We start from the raw sequence: 18,015 nt of genomic DNA, 5'->3' as shown, positions 1-18,015 counted from the left end.
CAGGGGCGCCGGTCGTGCGGCAGGAGACCCGCAGCGTTGAGCGGATCGCGGCAAGCCGGTCCCGGCAGCGGCCGAACCGGTGATCAGCGACGCGGCGGCTCGTAGTGCTCGATGCGCCGCAGCACGGCGCGGATCCGCGCGGCGTGCACCGGCGACAGAGCGTAGCCGGGGTAGCTGGCGAACCAGCTCGCGCTGCCCATGCTCACCGCGTCCGCACCGGCCCAGAAGTACTCGCGGCAGTCGTCGAAGCTGCGGATGCCGCCGGTCGCGATGATCGGCAGCGTCACCCCGGCGTCGCGCAGCTCCTTGACCACCCGCAGCCCGACCGGCTTGATCGCCCGGCCGGACAGCCCGCCGAAACCGTTGCGCAGCAACGGTTCCCCCGTTTCCGGGTCCAGCCGCAGGCCCTTCAGGGTGTTGATCGCGGTCAGCGCCGAGACGCCGTGCCGGGCGGCCAGCCGGGCGTGACCGAGGTAGTCGTAGTCCGGGGACAGCTTCAGGATCACCGGGTGCGCGCTGCGCGGCACCGCTTCGGCCAGCACCGACTCGATGATGGCGTTGAAGTCGAAGTTCACGTTGTGGCAGGAGACGTTGAACTCGACCGCGGCGATTTCCCCCGCGGGCACCGCCGCGTTGATCTTGTCCACGAGCGTGACGAACTCCGCGGCGGAGAACCCGCCCACCGAGATGATCGTGTTCTGCTCGCGAGTGCGCGGGTAGTAGTCCCGCAGGTAGGCGTCGATGCCGACGTTGCACCAGCCGAACGCGTTGAGCCAGCCGCCGTCGACCTGCCGCAGCGCCTGCCCGTAGCGCTTGAGCAGCGCGGGCAGCTCGTGCAGCGGCCACACGTCCTGCGTCGTGAAGTGGCCCTCGCGGGGCTCGACGGTGACCGTGCGGGTGGTGACCGCGCCGAACCGCTCCAGCGGGACGAACCGCGAGATCGGGCTCATCCCGTAGGGCACCAGCTTCGCGTTGGACACGCCGTAGCCGAGCAGGCTGGAGGCGGTGACCATGCGGTTGCGCAGCGGGATGTCGCCGAGCCGCACCGCGGGTTCGCGGGGCTCGTCCCGGACCAGCCGCAGGTTTCGCTCCGGGGCAACGCTCACGATCTCCTCCTCCAGTTGCCGCACCGCCAGCCACCGCACCGGCTGCGCCGACGCGTCCGGTGCTCGACGCTCTCCCCATTGTCCCGCACCCGCTCGCGGCGTCCGCAGCCGCCGGGCGACCGGGCGAGGTTTCGCCACGAGATCGAAAGTACCGTTGGCGATCACCCGAACGGGGTATAGATCACGGTTGATCCATCACCGCTCGGGTAGTCCGATGTGTGCGAGACGAGCGTGCCGCGAGCGGCGCGTGAACCGGAAGGAGGACACCGTGGGAATCCTGAGCTGGATCATCTTCGGTCTGATCGCGGGCGCGATCGCCAAGTTCATTCTGCCGGGCAAGGACCCCGGCGGCATCATTCTCACGATCGTGATCGGCGTGGTCGGCGGCCTGCTCGGCGGCTGGCTGGGCACGAACTTCGGCGGCGGAGCCGGCGTCACCGGGTTCAACCTGATGAGCTTCGTGTGGGCGGTGATCGGTTCGCTGATCCTGCTCATCATCTACCGCCTGATCTTCCACAGGTCGCGTGCCTGAGAGATCGCGGAGAAGGTGCCCGGAAACGACTTCCGGGCACCTTTTTCATGGCCGGACCGCGCCGCTCGACAGCCGTTCACGCACCGCGCACGGCGGCGTTCAGCCTTGCTCGTCCTGATCGGATCGCGCGGCCGCGGCGTCGTCCCCGCCGGACTGCGATTCCCGCTGGGATTCCTGCTGCTCACCACCGCGCACCGCGTCCACCTGCCTGCGCAGCTCACGCAGGTCGCGCATCGCCTGCACGGCGCTTGCTCCGTCACTGGACTGGATCGCCATCACCGGTGCGTACTCGTCGTCGGCCAGTTCCAGGCGGGCCCACGAGGCACCGTCCGGGAAGCTGATCGCCAGCACGTCGTCCCACTCGAACAGGCGGGTGCCGACGATGTTGCGCACCTCGATGCCGTGCAGGCCCGCCCGCATCCGCGGCCGCAGCAGCAACAACGCACCGCAGGCCAGCAGCACGCCCAGCGCGGCCATCGACACCTGGTCGGAGACCCGGAAGTAAGCACCGGTCGGAGTGTTGCGCAGCAGGACCGCGGCCACGGTGAACACGACGACCAGCACGATCGCCACCGGGATGACCACCCGGCGCACCTTGCGCGGGCGCACCTCCACCTGCGCGGCACCCGTGCCGGTGGCGGTGCTCACTTCCTCGGCCCGCGGCGTTCCGGAGCCGCCCCGCGTTTCGCCTGCCTGCATGAGACCAGTCTGCCGTGTCCGCGCAGGAGGCTCACAGGAACCCTCGCCCGGAGCCGTCGTAGCCGCGCAGGTCGCGCAGCACCAGCGCGGTCTCCAGCGCCGCCGCGGTGGCCTCGAAACCCTTGTCCTCCACCGAATCGGCGAACCCGGCCCGGTCCAGCGCCTGCTGCTCGGTGTCGGTGGTGAGCACGCCGTTGCCGATCGCGGTGGACTCGTCCAGCGCCACCCGGGTCAGCCCCTGGGTCACCGAATCGCAGACGTACTCGAAGTGCGGCGTGCCGCCGCGGATCACCACGCCCAGCGCCACCACCGCGTCGTGCTGGTGCGCCAGCTGCTGGCACACCACCGGCAGCTCGACCGAGCCCGGCACCCGCACCACGGTCGGTTCCGCGACACCGGATTCCTGCGCGGCCTGCACGGCGCGCTCCAGCATCCGGCCGGTGATCTTGTCGTGCCAGCGGATCGCCGCGATCGCCACCCGCAGGCCGGCGGCCTCCGGGACCTCCACCCGCGGCCTGCCCTCGCCGCTCATGCCGTCACCCCCGGTTCACCGAGACCGTCCCCGCTGATCGAGGAATCTTCGCCGTCGTCCAGGTCCGTCAGCTCGTGGCCCATCCGGTCCCGCTTGGTGCGCAGGTAGCGCAGGTTCTCCGGGTTCGGCCGGATCGGTAGCGGCTCGCGGCCGACGACCTCGAGGCCGTAGCCCTCCAGCCCGATCCGCTTCTCCGGGTTGTTCGTCAGCAGCCGCATCGACTTGATGCCCAGGTCGCAGAGGATCTGCGCGCCCTGGCCGTAATCCCGGCTGTCCACCGGCATCCCCAGCTCGACGTTGGCGTCCACGGTGTCCGCTCCGTCGTCCTGCAGCTGGTACGCCTGCAACTTGTGGATCAGGCCGATGCCGCGGCCCTCGTGCCCGCGCATGTAGAGCACCACGCCGCGGCCCTCGTCGGCGACCTTCTCCAGCGCCGCGGCCAGCTGCGGGCCGCAGTCGCAGCGCAGCGAGCCGAGCACGTCGCCGGTCAGGCATTCCGAGTGCACCCGCACCAGCACGTCCGTGCCGTCGCCGATGTCGCCGTAGACCAGCGCCAGGTGTTCGATGCCGTCCAGGGTGCTGTCGTAGCCGAACGTGCGGAACGTGCCGTGCGCGGTGGGGATGCGCGCCTCGGCGACCCGCTCGACCTGCTTCTCGAACCTCCTGCGGTAGGCGACCAGGTCGGCGATGGTGATCAGCGCGAGTTCGTGCTCGTCGGCGAAGACCTCCAGCTCGTCGCGCCGGGCCATGTCGCCCTCGCTCTTCTGGCTGACGATCTCGCACAGCGCGCCCGCGGGCCGCAGCCCGGCCAGCCGGGCCAGATCCACCGACGCCTCGGTGTGCCCGGGCCGCCGCAGCACCCCGCCGTGCCGGGCGCGCAGCGGCACCACGTGTCCCGGCCGGGTCAGGTCCTGCGCGGTCGAGCCGCCCGCGGCGAGCACGCCCAGCGTCCGGGCCCGGTCGGCGGCGGAGATGCCGGTGGTGACGCCCTCGGCCGCGTCCACGGTGACCGTGTAGGCGGTGCCCTTGCGGTCCTGGTTGGTGTGGTACATCGGTGGCAGGTCGAGGCGATCGCAGTCCTCGCCGGTCATGCCGACGCACAGGTAGCCGGACGTGTAGCGCACCATGAACGCCACCAGCTCCGGCGTCGCCCGCTCCGCCGCGAAGATCAGGTCGCCTTCGTTCTCGCGATCCTCGTCATCGACCACGATCACCGGGCGGCCCGCCGCGATGTCGGCCAGGGCGCGCTCGATGTCGTCGAACCTGTTGCTCACCGTGTCCGTGCTCTTTCACTCTGGGGTCGTGGTGCGCCGTGCCGCACCAGCCCTCGGTTCCGGCACCGGGCGCTGCGTCCCGGCACCACCATTCTCCCCCGGCTCGCCGCGCTCCTCTCGAACCCGATCACCCGCACCGCAGCGGACCGTCCCTGCTGACGAAGTCGCTGGTCACGCACCTGGGCCGCGCTCGCCGAGCGCGTCCAGCTGTGCGGCGGCCAATCGCTCGAGGTGCTTGGCCAGCACGTCCACCTCGATGTTGACCTCTTCACCCGGTTGGCGCACCCCTAGGGTGGTGAGTTCCCGCGTCGTGGGAATCAACGCGACGCTGAAGCCGTCCGGTTCGGCGTCCACCACGGTCAGCGAGATCCCGTCGACCGTGATCGAGCCCTTCTCGACCAGGTAGCGGGACAGCCCACCGGGCAGGTCGAACCGGGTCAGATCGCCTTCGTCGGAGCGCAGCACGGCCGTGCCGTCCACGTGGCCCTGCACGATGTGCCCGCCGAGCCGATCGCCGAGCGCCATCGCGCGCTCCAGGTTCACCCGGTCCCCGGCCTGGACCGCCTTCAGCGCGGAGCGGCGGACCGTCTCCTGCACCACGTCCACGGTGAAGCGGTCCCCCTGGACCGCGTCCACCACGGTCAGGCACACGCCGTTGACCGAGATCGAGTCGCCGTGCGCGGCATCGGAGGCCACCACCGGCCCTCGCACGGTCAACCGCACGACGTCCTCGGCGGGCTCGACGGCCAGCACGGTCCCGAGCTCTTCGACGATCCCCGTGAACACCGGCTCTGCCTCCTCAACGCCGCGTCGGGACGGCGCTGACGCGCACGTCCGGACCGCTCATCGTCGTCTCTTCGACGTCCCACCACCATGCTTGCGAGACGCTCGCCACTCCCGCCTCGCCCAGCGCGGCCGGTCCGGCGCCCAGCAGCGCGGGTGCGATGTAGGCCAGTACCCGGTCCACCCGCTCGGCGGCCACGAACGCGCCCGCCAGCGCCGGACCGCCTTCCAGCAGCACGTCCACGACTCCGCGGTCCGCGAGCGCGGCCAGCGCGGCCGCGGGATCACCGCCGGGCAGCCGGATCGTTTCGGCGGCGTCGTCGAGCACCCGCGCGTCCTCGGGAACCGGGCGGTCGCCGACGACCACCCGCAGCGGCTGCCGCTCCCGCAGGCCGCCGGACTCGTCGCGGGCGGTCAGCTGCGGGTCGTCGGCGAGCACGGTGCCGGTGCCCGCCACGATCGCGTCGACCTTGCCGCGCAGCTCGTGCACCTCGCCGCGGGAGACCGCGGAGCTGATCCACTTGCTGCTGCCGTCGGCCGCGGCCGAGCGCCCGTCCAGGCTCGCGGCGTACTTCCAGGTCACGTGCGGGCGCGCGGTGCGGGTGAAGTGCAGCCAAGCGCGCAGCGGGCCGCGTTCCACCTCGTCGCGCAGCAACCCGGCGGAGACGTCGACGCCCGCGTCGCGCAGCAGCGCCGCTCCGCCGCCGGCCTGCGGGTTCGGGTCCGGGACCGCGTGCACGACGCGCGCCACCCCGGCTTCCAGCAGCGCCGATGTGCACGGTGCGGTGCGCCCGGTGTGCGCGCAGGGCTCCAAGGTGACCACCGCGGTTCCGCCGCGGGCGCGCGCACCGGCTTCGCGCAGCGCGACGACCTCGGCGTGCGGGCCGCCGGGCGGCCGGGTGGCGCCGAGCCCCGCGGGCTGTCCCGACGGATCGAGGATCACGCAGCCGACCGGCGGATTCGGGCTGGTCGTGCCACGGACCCGCTCGCTGGCGGCGACGGCGGCCTCCATCGCCCCGAGTTCGGCCTCGGGTGTCACCGGCGCGCGTGCGCGAAGGCCGGGCCCACCTGGGTGCGCAGCGCTTCGAGCGCGCGGCTCGGGTCCTCGGCGCCGTAGACGGCGGATCCGGCCACGAAGCAGTCCACCCCGGCCTCCGCGGCCTGCTCGATGGTCTCGGCGTTGATCCCGCCGTCGATCTCCACCAGCAGGTTCAGGTGCCCGGTGTCGACCAGGTCGCGGGCCTGCCGGGTCTTGTCCAGCACCTCGGAGATGAACTTCTGCCCGCCGAAGCCGGGCTCCACCGACATCACCAGCAGCGTGTCGTAGTGCTTGAGCACGTCCAGGTACTGCTCCAGCGGCGTGTTCGGCTTGATCGACAGACCCGCCTTGGCACCCGCGGCGCGCAGGTTCTTCGCCAGCCCGATCGGATCCTCGGCCGCTTCCACGTGCACGGTGACGTTGTGCGCGCCCGCCTCGGCGTAGCCGATCGCCCAACGATCCGGATCCTCGATCATGAGGTGGCAGTCCATCGGGATGTCGGTGGCCTTCAGCAGCGACTGCACCACCGGCAGCCCGAGGGTCAGGTTCGGCACGAAGTGCGCGTCCATCACGTCGACGTGCACCCAGTCGGCGCCCTTGACGGCGTCGAGCTCGGCGGCCAGGTGAGCGAAGTCCGCGGACAGGATGGAAGGCGCGATCATCGGCTGGTTCGACACATGCGGGAGTGTAAATCCGGCCGCTCGCGCGCTACCCACCCGGCCACCGCCGGGCACCTTCATTCCGCACCCGAGTCGACCGGAGCCGCCGCGCGGTTCGCGCCCCGGCGCCGGACGAAGTAGTACGCCGCGCACAGCAGCAGCAGGAAGGGCACGCCCGCTTTCCAAGCGGTATTGAACTGCTCGGTGAACGGCGTGGTCAGCAGCACGGCCGCGATGAACAGCATCGCCAGCACCGTGGTCACCGGCGCACCGGGCAGCCGGACCGGCGACGGCGCGAGCCCTTCGGCGGCGCGGCGGCGCCGGAACGCGAGCTGGCTGGCGAAGATGATCAGCCAGGTGATCAGCGCGCCGAACAGTGCCAGGCCCATCATCAGCGGGAACGCCGTGTCCTCGGAGAACACCGAGATCACCACCGCCAGCGCCAGGCCGGCCGCCGACAGCAGCAAGGCTCGCTGCGGAGCACCGTGGCCACTCAGGCCGGTGAACCACTTCGGCGCATAGCCGTCGCGCGCCAGCGAGTAGGTCATCCGCGCGGTCACGTACAGATTCGTGTTCATCGCCGAGAGCGCGGCGGTGAGCACCACGAAGTTCATCACGCCCGCGGCGGCCGGGATGCCCGCGATCGCGAACAGCGCGACGAACGGGCTCTGCGTCACGTCCTCCTCGGCCGAGACCTGGTTCCACGGCAGCACCGAGACCACGACGAGCATCCCGAGCACGTAGAACAACCCGAGCCGCAGCACCATGTTGCGCGCCGCGCGCGGCACGTCCCGGCCCGGGTCGCGGGATTCGGACGCGGTGACGCCGATCGCTTCGGTGCCGAGGTAGGAGAACGTCACGGCGGTCAACGCCAGCCACACCGCACCGAGCCCGTTCGGCAGGAAACCGCCGTGGCCGGTCAACGCGCTCACGCCGGTCGCGGGCCGCCCGGGCAGGCCGAAGACGATGTAGGTCAGCCCGAGCAGGATGAACACCACGATCGTGACGACCTTGATCAGCGCGAACCAGTACTCGAACTCGCCGAAGTAGCGCACCGCTGCCGCGTTGATCGCCAGCATCACCACCGAGAAGACCACCACCGGCAGCCACAGCGGCAGCTGCGGGTACCAGAACCGCACGTAGAGCCCGGCGGCGACGACCTCGCTGCCGATGTTCGCGACCTGCGCGGCCCAGTAGATCCAGCGCTGCACGAACCCGGCGAGGCCGCCGAGGTAGCGCTGCGCGATCGGCCCGAAACCGCCCGCCTCCGGGTGCACCACGACCATCTCGGCCAGCGCGTAGGCCAGCGCGAGCGCGGCGAACGCGGCCACCGCGTAGGCGATGATCACCGCAGGGCCCGCGGTGTTGATCGCCAGCCCGGAACCGAGGAAAAGGCCGGTCCCGATCGAGCCGCCGAGCGCGATCATGCCGACCTGCCTGCCGCTGAGCTCGCGGCGCAGCCCGCCGCCCGCCGGTTCCGGCTCGCTCGCCTGCCCCACCCCGTGGCCTCCTCGGTACCTGCCGCATCGCCGATCCGCGATGCGACAGCACCTTACGCCGGGGAGATCGGATGCTGAGCCGGACTCGGATTTCCGGCTCAGCGCGGCAATGCGAGCTCGATCGGGGTGCCTTCCTCGACCGAGCGGCTCACCGTGCAGTACCGCTCGATGGCGCGGCGCACCGCGTCCATCAGCTTGTCCCGGTCGGCCTCGTCGACCGGGCCGAGGTCGAGGTCGAAGTTCACCCGCACGTTGGCGAACTTGTTCGGGTCCTCCGGGGTCTTGTCCCGGTCGGCGTGCACCGCCACGTCGGCGTCGTCGCCGAGCCTGCGCACCAGCAGGTTCTCGCTGGTCACCGCGGAGCAGCCCGCGATGGCGGCGAGCAGCAGCTCACCGGGGGTGAACGCGCCCGGCGCACCCTCTCGTCCGATGTGCACGGTGGCGCCGCGGTCGTTGCTCGCGGTGAAGGTGTGCTCGCCGGTGCGGTGCACTTCGACGGGAGTGGATGCCATCAGACCCTCCTGATTCGCAGGTTCCGTCGACGACAACTCACCACACATCCGGCTTGTTCCCACCACCGCATCCAAATCGAGCGAACGGACCGTTGGTCCGAATAGACCAGGCGAACAGGCCGTTCACTCCTGACAAACCCGCGGGCTTTCTGAGTGAACGGACTGTTGGTCCGAATAGATTGGACGAACGGTCCGTTCACTTATGGTGAACGCCGGGCGGGCTCAGCCGGTGCCGGTGTCCTGGCCCCGGGTGCGGGAGATCAGGTCTTCGCGGGCGCGGGCCACGCGCGAGCGCACCGTGCCGAGCTCGCAGCCGCTGATCTCGGCGGCCTCCGCGTAGGAGAGCCCGAGCACTTGGGTGAGCACCAGCGCCTCCCGCCGGTCCGGGTCGAGCTGGTCGAGCAGCACGTTCGTCTCGACGAGTTCCTCGAAGCCCCTGCCCCGGCCACCGGAGCCGTGGCCACCGGAGTTCGGGCCGCCGGAGCCCTCCGCGGCCTGCACCCAATCGGCGGCGACGGTGCGCGGCCGCGCCCGCTCGAACCGGATCTGGTCGACCACGGCGCGGCGCGCGATCGACAGCAGCCAGGTCCGCGCCGAAGAAGTCCCGCGGAACGTGCGCAACGAGCGCAACGCCCGCAAGTAGGTCTCCTGCGCCAGATCGTCGGCAGCACCGACGTCGGCCAGGTGCGCCACGAACCGCCACACGTCGCGCTGGGTGGCTCGCACGAACTCGGCCAGCGCCCGCCGGTCGCCCGAACCGGCGGCCAGTGCCAGTTCGGTGACGCGGGTGTCTTCGGCTTCCGAGTTCGTCACGGCCCACGACACTAGCCGAAGACCCGCCGGGAACTCCGCCCCCTGCGCGCCCGACAATCTGGTCGTGGACTGTGAACGTTGCCGGATTTCGATCTCGGCGCGGCTGGACGGGGAAGCCGAGGCGGCGCCCGCTGCCGACGTCGACGCCCATCTGGACCAGTGCGCGCGGTGCCGCGCGTACCAGGCCGATGCGGGCCTGCTCACCCGGAACCTGCGGGTGCGGCTGGTCACCGATACGCCGGACCTGGTGGGGCCGGTGCTGGCGCGCGCCGAACGCCCGGACCGGCGCCGGACGGCGCTGCGGTCCGCGCTCGCGCTCGTCGCGGTGGCGCAGATCCTGCTCGGCACCTTCCAACTGCTGGGACTGAGCGGGGCGCACGGTCACGCGCACGGCGGGATGGCCGCGCACCTGTTCAACGAGAGCACCGCGTGGAACCTGGCGATCGGCGTCGGAATGCTGTGGGCGGCGTGGCGCGACCGCACGGCCGGTGGCGTGCTGCCGGTGTTGGGCGCGTTCGTGGCGGTGCTCGCCGGGTTCTCGGTGCACGACCTGATCGCCGGCACGGCGACGCTCGCGCGGGTCGGCTCGCACGCGCTGCTGCTGGCCGGACTCGGGCTGCTGGTCGCGGTGCACCGCAGGCACCGCGGGGACGGCGACCCGGCACCCGCGCGGACCGGCGGGGACGGCTGGAGCCGGATCGGCCCCGGAGAACCGCCGGAGGTCGCCGAAGACGGACCACACCTGCGGCCCACGGCGCACCACCGGGCGGCGTGAGCGCCGGGGAGCGTTCGAACTGGGCCGCTTGATCGCTCAGGCGGTCATCGCAACCGGTTCCGCTCGAGCGGCGTCACTTCACCGAACGACTCCTAACCCGGCTGGTCCTCGCCGATGTCCTCGTGCCAGAGGCGGGGCCGGTCGGCGATGAAACCGGCCATCATCCGCACGCACTCGGGATCGTCGAGCAGCACGATCCGCACGCCGTGCTCGGCGAGCCAGTCGTGTCCGCCGTGGAAGTTGCGCGCCTCGCCGATGACGACCGTGCCGATGCCGAACTGGCGAACCAGCCCGCTGCAGAACCAGCACGGCGACAGCGTGGTGACCATCGTCGTGCCCGCGTAACCGCGCTGCCTTCCCGCGGCCCGGAACGCGGAGGTCTCGGCGTGCACCGAGGGATCACCGTCCTGCACCCGGCGATTGCGCCCGCGCCCGAGGACTTCGCCGTCAGCGCCGAACAGCGCGGCACCGATCGGGACGCCGCCTTCCGCCTCCCCCGCACGAGCTTCCTCGACGGCGACGGCCAGCCATTCCTGGTGATGTTCGGAAGGGGTCAGCACCACGACGCCTCAAGCGGCCCGCAGCAGTGCGCAGAACATCGCGTCGGTGCCGTGCCGGTGCGGCCACAGCTGCACGCCGGGGCCGTCGCCGAGCTGCGGGACGCCGGGGAACGCTTCGCGGGCGTCGAGCTGTTCGGCGCCGGTGCGGCGCACGACGTCCGAGACGACGCCTTCGGTCTCCGACAGGTGCGGGGAGCACACGACGTAGGCCACGATCCCGCCGGGCCGGGCCAGCTGCACCGCCGAGAGCAGCAGGCTGCGCTGCAGCTTCGCCAGTTCCGGCAGGTCAGAGGGCTGCCGCCGCCAGCGCGCCTCGGGACGGCGGCGCAGCGCGCCGAGCCCGGTGCACGGCGCATCGACGAGCACCCGGTCGTAGCCGGGTTCCAGCCCCGGCTCGCGGCCGTCGGCCACGTGCACCCGCACCGACAGGTCCCGGGTGACGCGCCGCACCAGATCCGCCCGGTGCTCGGACTGCTCGACGGCGTCCAGCTCACCGCCGTCCAGCGTGACCAGCGCCCCCAACAGCGCCGCTTTCCCGCCGGGGCCTGCGCACAGGTCCAGCCACCGCGAGTCCGGCCCCGTGAGCTCGGGCTTGCTCAGCGCCAGCGCGGCGAGCTGGCTGCCCTCGTCCTGCACTGCGGCGAAGCCCTCCCGGACCGGCTCCAGGTCGCCGGGATCGCCGGAGCCCGCTTCCAGGTGCACCCCGTACGGCGAGTACGGCGCCGGGTCGCCGCCGGTGATGGCGGCGAGCTCGTCGGCGCTGATCTCCCCGGGCCGCGCGGTCAGGTGCACCGCGGGCCGCGCGTCGTCCGCGGCGAGCGCGGCGGCGAGCTCGTCGCCGGTGTCGCCGAGCACGTCGGCGAACGCCTGCGCCACCCACCGCGGGTGCGCGTACCGCAACGCCAGGTGCCCGACCGGGTCCTTCGCGCGGTCCGGCGCGAGCTCGTCGATCCACTGCTGCTCGTCGCGTTCGCCTGCGCGGCGCAGCACCGCGTTGGCGAACCCGGCGAGCTTCGATCCGGCTTCCCCGCGCACCATGTCCACTGTGGAGGCAACTGCCGCGTGATCCGGAATCCTGGTGCGCAGCAACTGGTACACCCCGAGCCGCAACGCGTCCAAAGTGGTCGGATCCACTTCGGACACCGGACGGCCGCTGCACTCCCCGATGACCGCGTCCAGCAGGCCGCGCGCCCGGCAGGCGCCGTAGGCGAGCTCGGTGGCCAGCCCCGCGTCCCGGCCTTGGATCTTGCGCTGCCGCAGCAGCGCGGGCAGCGTCAGGTTCGCGTAGGCGTCCCGCTCGCGCACCGCGCGCAACGTCTCCAGCGCGGCCATCCGGGCCGGGTCCTGCGCGGGCGGCCGGGCCGGGCCGTTGCGCCGCTGCGGCGGACGGCTGCCCCGCGGCCGGGACGGGCGGCGGGGGCGGTGGTCGTTCACTTGAGCACTTCTCCTTGCTCGATGCGGGTGCCGCGCGCCCAGTCGATGGCGGCCATCCGCTTCTTGCCCTGCGCCTGCACCTCGCCGAGCGCGACCGCCGCGGTGCCGGTTCCCACCAGCACCCGGCGCTTCTCGACGCGCAGCTCCCCCGGCGCGAGCCCGGTCTCCTCGGTCACCGACACGGCCCCGAGCTTGAGCCGCTCGTCGCCGAAGAACGCCCACGCGCCCGGATCCGGGGTCACCGAGCGGATCACCCGATCCACCACGTGCGCCGGCCGGGTGAAGTCGACCTTGGCGTCGTCCACGGTGACCTTCGGCGCGTAGCTGATGCCCTCGGCGGGTTGCTCCTCGGCGCGCAGCGAACCGTCCTCGATGCCGTCGAGCGTGGCCAGCAGCAACTTGGCGCCCGACTCGGCGAGCCGGTCCAGCAGCACGCCCGAGGTGTCGCCCGCGCGGACGTCCTCGGTGACCACGCCGTAGACCGGTCCGGCGTCCAGCTCGGGCACCAGCCGGAACGCGGACGCGCCGGTGATCCGGTCGCCGTGCCGGATCGCGGCCTGCACCGGAGCCGCCCCGCGCCACGCGGGCAGCAGCGAGAAGTGCAGGTTGATCCACCCGTGCCGGGGGATCTCCAGCGCGGCCCGCTTCAGCAGCGCCCCGTAGGCCACCACCGGGCAGCAGTCCGGCGCCAGCTCCCGCAGCCGCTCCAGGAACTCCGGGTCGGACGCGCGCTCGGGCGTGAGCACTTCGAGTCCGTGCTCGTCGGCCACCGCGCCCACCGGAGAGCGCAGCACCTTGCGCCCGCGGCCGGAACGCGCGTCCGGCCGGGTGATCACGGCGGCGACCTCGTGCCGCCCTGATTCCAGCAGCGCTCGCAGCGAAGGAACCGCCGCCTCGGGCGTGCCCGCGAACACCACCCGCATCAGGACGCCCCGAACAGCGGGTGTGGGTTCTGCTTGATCGCCGGAGCCTGCCCGTCGAACCAGTCGGCCTGGCGGATCTCGCGCAGCGCGGCCTTGCGGGTGGCCTCGTCGAGCCGGTCCACGAACAGCACCCCGTCGAGGTGGTCGGTCTCGTGCTGGACGCAGCGCGCCAGCAGGTCGGTGCCCTCGATCTCCACCGGATCGCCGTGCAGGTTCCAGCCGCGGGCGACGATGTTGCGGTAGCGGCGGCAGTCCCACCGCATGCCCGGGATGGACAGGCAGCCCTCCGGGCCGTCCTGGATCTCGTCGCCGAGCACGTCGAAGCTCGGATTGACCAGGTGGCCCTCGAACCCGTCGCAGCGGTAGGTGAACACCCGCAGGCCCACGCCCAGCTGCGGCGCGGCCAGCCCCGCCCCGCCTTGCTCGTGCATCGTGTCCCAGAGGTCCCGCACGAGGGTGCGCAGCTCCTTGTCGAAATCCACGACCTCCTCGGCGCGGGTCCGCAGCACGGGATCCCCGAAGAGTCGGACGGGCTGGACGGTCAAGCGGTTCCCCCATGGTCGCGGGCGGTTCGGCCGGCGTGCGCCGCCGATCGCGGTTGCCGGATCTCACGAGTCTAGTCTTCGCCGTCGCCGCCGCCCGCAGCCGCCACGACCGCTCCGAAGCGCGGCGGAACCGCTCGCGGTGCGGGACTCGACCGGCACCGCCGCGGGGATTCAGCCGCCCGGCATCGACTGCCGCCCGGCGAGGAACCCGTTCCGGCGCAGCCCCGGCGTAGCCTGCGCGGTGGCTCGAAGAAAGTGAAGGGACCTGCGATGAGCCCGTTTCCGCCCGAGCACGCCGCGGGCCGCACCGCACCCGCCGCCGCGAGCGTCCTCGAACGAGCCGAGCAACACGTCGGGCTGCTTCGCGACCTGGTCCGATGTGACGCGGTGGTGCTGACCGCTGCCGACCCGTTCGCGCTGAGTCCGCAGCACACCTCGCTCGCCGCCGCGGGCTACTCGGACGCCGCGCTCGACCGGCTGCTGGACGACTTCGTCCCGGACGCGCGGAATCCGGGCTTCCGCCTGCTCCGCAACGGGGTCCGCGCGGCGCTGCGCTGGTCGGATCTCGCCCGCAATTGGCAGATCAGGTTCGTCACGACCGCCCTTGCTGAAGAATGCCTGCTTCCCGCCGGATTCCACGAAGGTCTCACCGCCTGCTTGTGGCTACCGGACGGTTCCCATGCCGGCGCCGTGCACATGAACTGGGCCGCGTCCCGCGCGGCCACGGACGACCGGCGGCGAACCGTCGAGCGATTCCTGCCACTGCTCGCCGAGGCCAGCAACGTCTTGCAGCCACACCGCGTTCTCGCGGACGAGCTGCACGGCGACGCGCACGTCGCGTTGATCGGCGCAGGTGTCGAGCAACGCATCCCCGGCCGCGACGTCGGCCCGGTTCTGCGTTCGCAGGGCCGGCTGTGGCCGTTGCTGCTGAGTTCGGTCCCGCACCGGAACGGCAGCTACATCTGGATCGACGAGGCCGAGACGTTCCACCGGATCGATCTGACCCGGTGCGCGGGATCGACGATGCTCGTGGCCGAGCGCGAAATGCCCGCGCCCTACGACCTCACCGCACGAGAGTTGCAGGTCGTCACGCTGCTGGCCGGTGGCGCCAGCAACCCAGGGATCGCCGATGCGCTCGTCGTGAGCCGCCGCACCGTCTCGACCCACGTCGAGCACATCCTGGCCAAGCTCGGGGTGGCCTCCCGCGCGGACGTCGCCGCGCTGGCCACTCGCGAAGGCCTGCGGCTGGTTCCGGTCGGGCGCGGCTCAGAGCTGCAGCCGGGTGGTCTCGGCAGGATGCGCTGAGTCGGCGATGGCAGCTGGCGGGACACCGATCGGAACGGCACCGCTGCGAAGAATCTTGCCGCATTGAGCCGGTCGGATACGTCAGTTGACCGATGTCGCCGCGGTTGGCGGCGTACCTAGACTCTCCGTCCAGGTCCGGAAATCCGGCCGGTGCCTGCGAAGTCTCGCGCTGGAACGGCGTCGGCGAGGTGCGGCGCGCGCACCCGGCGGTTGCGGGATCGCACCCACCGCTGCCCGTTTCCGGAGGTTTCCGCATCCGCATCGAGGAGCGATCCATGAGCAAGATCGAGCAGACCGTCGAGATCCCGCACCTCGGCGGGTCGACCGTCGGGTACACCTTCGGCGGGCCCTACGACCCAGCGCTGCCGACGCTGGTCCTGATCAACTCGTACACCACTTCGGCCGAGCTGTACCGGCCGCAGTTCGCCGACCCGGCACTCGGCTCCGCGGCCAACCTGCTCGCGCTGGAGCCCTACGGGCACGGCCGCACGAGGGCCTCGTACCAGCACTTCACCTACTGGGACAGCGCGGTCGCGAACCTGCAGGCCCTCGACGCCCTCGGCATCCGCGAGGCCTTCGTGCTGGGAACCTCGCAGGGCGGCTGGATCGCCGTCCGGATGGCGCTGCTCGCCCCGGACGTGGTGCGGGGGCTGATTCCGCTCGGCACGTCGATGGACCGGGAGAGCCCGCGCAGCCGCGACCTGGGGTGCTGGGACGGGGTCGGGTTCAACACTCCGCTCATCGACGAGCTCGCCGAGCCGGTCGGCGCCGACTGGGTCGTGCCGGACGAGGTCGTGGACGGCGTGTTCAACACGGCCATGGGCGGTCTCACCGGCGAGGAACGCCGGTTCTGGCGCGCCGCCTACCGCGCGAACTACGCCGGTGACGCCGGGCGCCACCGCCTGCGGATCAGCACTGTGAACCTGCGGGACCGCGACGGGCTGCACGGCAGGCTCGACGAGGTCCGCTGCCCGGTCCTGTGGCTGCACGGCACCGCGGACCAGGTGTACTCGGTGCCGAACGCCCAGGAGGAGATCCGGATGTTCACCCGCTCGCCGGAGGCGCGGCTGGAAACCGTCCAAGGTGGACAGCACTTCCTGAGCGCCTCGAACCCGACGGAGGTCGACGCCGCGGCGATCGAGTTCGTGCGCCGCTGGGCCTGAGCTCGTCGTCCGAGAGTTCCTGGCTGTCTGAGCCGCTTTCGGTGCCGGCTCGGTCCGCTGCCGTCACGGGGCGGGCACGACCACCTCGGCGGAGCCGCCACCGCGCCGCTGCGGCTCGGCGGCGGCCACCCAGCGCCCGTCCGGCAGCCGCTCCACGCCGGTCGCCGCGCCGATCTCAGCGGAGGTTTCGAACTCGTGCCCGATGCCGCGCAGCTTGTCCGCCTCCGGCTGGGCGAGGAACCCGGGTTCGGCGTCGGTACTCGCTGAATTGCGCTGCGAGGCGCGGGGTTCCGCGATCGCGTCCACAAGGGACATTCCGCGGTCCAGCCTGCCGGTCAGCACCTGCAGCACGGTGGTGATGATCGTGGCTCCGCCGGGGCTGCCGGTGGCCAGCAGCGGCTCGCCGTCCCGGAGCACGATGGTCGGGCTGATCGAGCTGCGCGGCCGCTTGCCGGGGCCGGGCAGGTTCGGGTCCGGTTCGCCCGGCGCGGCCGGGGTGAACGAGAAGTCGGTCAGCTCGTTGTTGAGCAGGAAACCGCGGCCAGGAACGGTGATCGCGCTGCCGCCGGTCTGCTCGATGGTCAGCGTGTAGGAGACGACGTCGCCGCTGGCGTCGGCGACGGTCAGGTGCGAGGTGTTCGGCCCTTCGTGGTGCTCGCCGCCGGGCGCGGTCGCCGGTGCGCAGCCACCCGGGTCGCGCGGGTTGCCGGGCGCGGCAGGGGCGGGCAGCACGGCGTCCGGAGTGATCAAGCAGGATCGGGAGTCGGCGAACCGCTGCCCGGTCAGCTCGCTCGTGGGCACGTCGGAGAACGCCGGGTCCCCGACCCAGCGGTCGCGGTCGGCGAACCCGAGCTTGCTCGCCTCCAGGTAGCGGTGCAGGTATTGCGCCTCGTCCAGCTCCGGCAGGTCGCTGCGCTCGAGGATGTTGAGCGCTTCGCCGACGGTCGTGCCGCCGGAGGCCGACGGCGCCATGCCGTAGACGTCCAGGCCGCGGTAGTCGACGTGCGTCGGCTCCCGGTCGACCGCGCGGTAGTCCCGCAGGTCGCGGGCGGTCATCCCGCCGGGCCGCACGTGCCGGCCCGCGGCCGGGTCGACCGGCGGGTGCTGGACGGTCGCGGCGACGTCCGCGCCGATCTCGCCGCGGTAGAACGGGTCGAGGCCCTGTTCGCCGAGCGTCCGGTAGGTGTCGGCCAGGTCCGGGTTGCGCAGCACGGTGCCGGGCCGCGGCGGCTGCCCACCGGGCAGGAACAGGTCCCGGGTGGCGGGGAACGCGCTGAACCGCTGCTGGTTCTGCGCGGTCTGCTGCCGGAAGGTCTCGTCGACGACGAATCCGTTGCGAGCGAGCCGTTCGGCCGGGCGCAGCACCTCGCCGAGGTCCTTGCGGCCCCAGTTGTCCAGCGCCCGCTGCCAGGTGGCCGGAGTGCCGGGCACGCCGACGCCGAGACCGCTGGTGATGGCCTCGTCCTTGGGGATCGGCTTGCCGTTCTCCAGGAACAGGCCTTCGCCCGCGGCGGCCGGCGCGGTCTCGCGTCCGTCGATTGTGGACACCTTGCCGGTCTGGGCGTCGTAGTGCGTGAAGTAGCCGCCTCCGCCGATGCCCGCGGAATACGGCTCGGTGACGCCGAGCGCGGCAGCCACCGCGACCGCGGCGTCGGCGGCCGATCCTCCGCGGCGCAACACTTCGATCCCGGCACGCGTCGCATCGGAGTCCACACTGGACACCGCGCCGCCGCGACCGACGGCCTCGGCCTTCTTGGACGGGCCAGGCGCGGGAGCCGGTACCGCTTGCGCCATTGGTGCGAGCAGCGCGCACGACGCCAGCGCGGCCAACGTGCTGCGGACGATCCTTCGCTGCATGGCGC

The 18,015-nt window shown here is 72.2% G+C and carries 19 protein-coding genes; 4 read left to right on the top strand and 15 right to left on the bottom strand.

Annotated features, from left to right (window positions below; genetic code table 11):
- Nucleotides 1–83 precede the first annotated feature (83 nt).
- Nucleotides 84–1,106 carry a dihydroorotate dehydrogenase gene (locus V1457_RS17455; RefSeq protein WP_200069770.1) on the bottom strand — a complete coding sequence of 341 codons (1,023 nt, stop codon included), beginning with the start codon at nucleotides 1,104–1,106 and terminating at the stop codon, nucleotides 84–86.
- Nucleotides 1,107–1,374: 268 nt separating this feature from the next.
- On the opposite strand from V1457_RS17455, the gene V1457_RS17450 reads away from it, so the two are divergent.
- Nucleotides 1,375–1,638 carry a GlsB/YeaQ/YmgE family stress response membrane protein gene (locus V1457_RS17450; RefSeq protein WP_200069771.1) on the top strand — a complete coding sequence of 88 codons (264 nt, stop codon included), beginning with the start codon at nucleotides 1,375–1,377 and terminating at the stop codon, nucleotides 1,636–1,638.
- A 99-nt stretch (nucleotides 1,639–1,737) separates the two neighbouring features.
- Here the strand turns inward: V1457_RS17450 and V1457_RS17445 are convergent, their stop codons facing one another.
- The 9 genes from V1457_RS17445 to V1457_RS17405 all read right to left on the bottom strand — a co-directional run bounded on the left by V1457_RS17445 (nucleotide 1,738) and on the right by V1457_RS17405 (nucleotide 9,448).
- On the bottom strand, nucleotides 1,738–2,337 hold the full coding sequence (locus tag V1457_RS17445; RefSeq protein ID WP_338595624.1) for a PH domain-containing protein: 600 nt from the start codon (nucleotides 2,335–2,337) through the stop codon (nucleotides 1,738–1,740).
- A 31-nt stretch (nucleotides 2,338–2,368) separates the two neighbouring features.
- The gene (gene ribH / locus V1457_RS17440; RefSeq protein ID WP_200069773.1) at nucleotides 2,369–2,869 is read right to left on the bottom strand and encodes a 6,7-dimethyl-8-ribityllumazine synthase; all 501 of its coding nucleotides are present in this window, start codon (nucleotides 2,867–2,869) and stop codon (nucleotides 2,369–2,371) included.
- Nucleotides 2,866–4,143, bottom strand: a complete 1,278-nt coding sequence (locus tag V1457_RS17435; protein ID WP_200069774.1) for a bifunctional 3,4-dihydroxy-2-butanone-4-phosphate synthase/GTP cyclohydrolase II — start codon at nucleotides 4,141–4,143, stop codon at nucleotides 2,866–2,868. Before V1457_RS17435 ends, ribH begins: the two co-directional genes overlap by 4 nt.
- Nucleotides 4,144–4,314: 171 nt before the next feature.
- A complete protein-coding gene (locus V1457_RS17430) occupies nucleotides 4,315–4,929 on the bottom strand; it encodes a riboflavin synthase (protein WP_338595621.1) in 615 nt (204 codons plus the stop codon).
- Between the two features lie 13 nt (nucleotides 4,930–4,942).
- Nucleotides 4,943–5,938 carry a bifunctional diaminohydroxyphosphoribosylaminopyrimidine deaminase/5-amino-6-(5-phosphoribosylamino)uracil reductase RibD gene (ribD, locus tag V1457_RS17425; RefSeq protein WP_200069924.1) on the bottom strand — a complete coding sequence of 332 codons (996 nt, stop codon included), beginning with the start codon at nucleotides 5,936–5,938 and terminating at the stop codon, nucleotides 4,943–4,945.
- Nucleotides 5,939–5,961: 23 nt separating this feature from the next.
- Complete coding sequence (gene rpe / locus V1457_RS17420; RefSeq protein ID WP_200069925.1) at nucleotides 5,962–6,627, bottom strand: ribulose-phosphate 3-epimerase; 666 nt, start codon at nucleotides 6,625–6,627, stop codon at nucleotides 5,962–5,964.
- Nucleotides 6,628–6,701: 74 nt separating this feature from the next.
- A complete protein-coding gene (locus V1457_RS17415) occupies nucleotides 6,702–8,051 on the bottom strand; it encodes an amino acid permease (protein WP_200069926.1) in 1,350 nt (449 codons plus the stop codon).
- Between the two features lie 170 nt (nucleotides 8,052–8,221).
- Nucleotides 8,222–8,635, bottom strand: a complete 414-nt coding sequence (locus V1457_RS17410) for an OsmC family protein (protein ID WP_200069776.1) — start codon at nucleotides 8,633–8,635, stop codon at nucleotides 8,222–8,224.
- 222 nt (nucleotides 8,636–8,857) lie between these two features.
- The gene (locus V1457_RS17405) at nucleotides 8,858–9,448 is read right to left on the bottom strand and encodes a sigma-70 family RNA polymerase sigma factor (protein ID WP_200069777.1); all 591 of its coding nucleotides are present in this window, start codon (nucleotides 9,446–9,448) and stop codon (nucleotides 8,858–8,860) included.
- Between the two features lie 64 nt (nucleotides 9,449–9,512).
- Between V1457_RS17405 and V1457_RS17400 the strand changes: the two genes are divergently transcribed.
- Nucleotides 9,513–10,223 carry a zf-HC2 domain-containing protein gene (locus V1457_RS17400; protein ID WP_338595617.1) on the top strand — a complete coding sequence of 237 codons (711 nt, stop codon included), beginning with the start codon at nucleotides 9,513–9,515 and terminating at the stop codon, nucleotides 10,221–10,223.
- 92 nt (nucleotides 10,224–10,315) lie between these two features.
- On the opposite strand, the gene V1457_RS17395 is transcribed toward V1457_RS17400, so the two are convergent.
- The 4 genes from V1457_RS17395 to def are packed head-to-tail and all read right to left on the bottom strand — an operon-like array spanning nucleotide 10,316 to nucleotide 13,685.
- A complete protein-coding gene (locus tag V1457_RS17395) occupies nucleotides 10,316–10,783 on the bottom strand; it encodes a nucleoside deaminase (protein ID WP_338595615.1) in 468 nt (155 codons plus the stop codon).
- A 9-nt stretch (nucleotides 10,784–10,792) separates the two neighbouring features.
- Entirely contained in the window at nucleotides 10,793–12,217 is a 1,425-nt protein-coding gene (locus V1457_RS17390) for an RsmB/NOP family class I SAM-dependent RNA methyltransferase (protein ID WP_338595613.1), read from the bottom strand.
- Nucleotides 12,214–13,140 carry a methionyl-tRNA formyltransferase gene (gene fmt, locus V1457_RS17385; protein ID WP_338595611.1) on the bottom strand — a complete coding sequence of 309 codons (927 nt, stop codon included), beginning with the start codon at nucleotides 13,138–13,140 and terminating at the stop codon, nucleotides 12,214–12,216. Before fmt ends, V1457_RS17390 begins: the two co-directional genes overlap by 4 nt.
- The gene (gene def / locus V1457_RS17380) at nucleotides 13,140–13,685 is read right to left on the bottom strand and encodes a peptide deformylase (protein ID WP_200069781.1); all 546 of its coding nucleotides are present in this window, start codon (nucleotides 13,683–13,685) and stop codon (nucleotides 13,140–13,142) included. Before def ends, fmt begins: the two co-directional genes overlap by 1 nt.
- Nucleotides 13,686–13,955: 270 nt before the next feature.
- Here def and V1457_RS17375 point away from each other — a divergent pair, with 270 nt between their 5' ends.
- Both V1457_RS17375 and V1457_RS17370 read left to right on the top strand, forming a co-directional pair.
- Nucleotides 13,956–14,990, top strand: a complete 1,035-nt coding sequence (locus tag V1457_RS17375) for a LuxR C-terminal-related transcriptional regulator (protein ID WP_338595609.1) — start codon at nucleotides 13,956–13,958, stop codon at nucleotides 14,988–14,990.
- Nucleotides 14,991–15,265: 275 nt separating this feature from the next.
- On the top strand, nucleotides 15,266–16,153 hold the full coding sequence (locus V1457_RS17370; RefSeq protein ID WP_338595608.1) for an alpha/beta hydrolase: 888 nt from the start codon (nucleotides 15,266–15,268) through the stop codon (nucleotides 16,151–16,153).
- A gap of 63 nt (nucleotides 16,154–16,216) precedes the next feature.
- Here the strand turns inward: V1457_RS17370 and ggt are convergent, their stop codons facing one another.
- A complete protein-coding gene (ggt, locus tag V1457_RS17365) occupies nucleotides 16,217–18,010 on the bottom strand; it encodes a gamma-glutamyltransferase (protein WP_338595606.1) in 1,794 nt (597 codons plus the stop codon).
- Nucleotides 18,011–18,015 lie beyond the last annotated feature (5 nt).

Source organism: Saccharopolyspora sp. SCSIO 74807, assembly GCF_037023755.1.
Taxonomy (GTDB): Bacteria; Actinomycetota; Actinomycetes; order Mycobacteriales; family Pseudonocardiaceae; genus Saccharopolyspora_C; species Saccharopolyspora_C galaxeae.
This window is presented reverse-complemented; position numbering and strand designations above follow the sequence as displayed.